This window comes from Halochromatium sp. NSM3, assembly GCF_059621085.1.
Window position 1 is genome coordinate 1 of sequence record NZ_JCAQIA010000090.1, and the last position, 1,094, is coordinate 1,094.

The 1,094-nt window shown below is 63.0% G+C and carries 1 protein-coding gene; it reads right to left on the reverse strand.

The genetic code is table 11. The annotated features are described in order from the left end of the window. Positions 1-824 (reverse strand): hypothetical protein (locus AC54T3_RS17425; RefSeq protein ID WP_496626575.1); only part of this gene is annotated, 824 nt, incomplete at its 3' end. Between the last annotated feature and the right edge of the window lie 270 nt (positions 825-1,094).

Consider the following 1,094-nt stretch of genomic DNA (forward strand, 5'->3'; position numbering starts at 1 on the left):
CGCTCTTCAGGGTCATAGCACTGAAGCACCTCATCGGGATCGAGCTTGCGGATGGAATCCTTCAACCACTCGTGGGCTTCGCGTTGCATGTCTTCAAAGGTCTGGGCCATGGTGCCGTCTCCGAGCAGGTGGTGGGCGAGGAGGTTGTGCAGGTGCAGTCCGATCTCGCTGTGTGGGCGATATTGGTTCAGCGCGGCACGTTGCTGCGCTTTGTTGCTGCAGAACAGCCGCCAGGGGGCGTTGTGCGGCAAGTCGCGCAGGGCGTTGATAACGATGAGGCGGACCTCACGGGTGCCGGCCTGCACCCTGTAAATGCCGGGCTTGCCGCCCCTTTGACAACTGCCCCGGGGGAGTTGCTTGACCAGCTTGCGTGGAAAATGCGTGGCGATGGCGACACTGCAAAAATCGGCTGCGGGTAGCAGTGGATAGGCCTTGTCAGGTTCACTGACGGGCTGCTCATCGCAGGCAGGCCGCTGTTGCAGGGCGCGGATCGAGGCGAGTTTGCGGTAGGTGACATAGTGGCTGTTGAGCTCTTCCAGCGCCCAAGCATCATAGGGCGCGCCGGCGGCTTTGAAGCTGAGCAGATTGTGCGCGGCGAGGTTGTCGAGGCCATCGGGGCGTTCAAGGTCGTTGGGGTGGTGCTCGGGTGCGTGTGGTGCGTTGGGCGCTTGGGGTGCGGCCTGCTCAATGATCAACACATCCAGGCGTTGGCTGCGCAGAGCGAGTTCTTCTTCGGTGCTGACGCTGTACGGCAGCCCGATCAGCGCATCGGTGAGGGCTTTGCCGAGCAGTTCATGCCAGGGGATGCGGGGGGCGCGGCTCATCTTCTCAGTCTAGCCGATTGGCGGCTACGGGCGCACCTGCTCGTCAATGTCCTCGGCGGCGTGCCGACGCTCAAGGCTAGTGTAGACCTGGTGCGTCCTTGTTGTCGTGTTCGCACGATCGGCGGTCAGCCCTTGGCGGGCGTCGTCACCTTGGTCTTGATCGGATGCCGCCAGACGGATCAATCGGGCAGCATCACTTGTCCGCGCGTAAGGCCTCGACTTGCGCCACACTCAGGCCGGTGGCTTGGGCAATCTGCCCGTCGGTGAGCA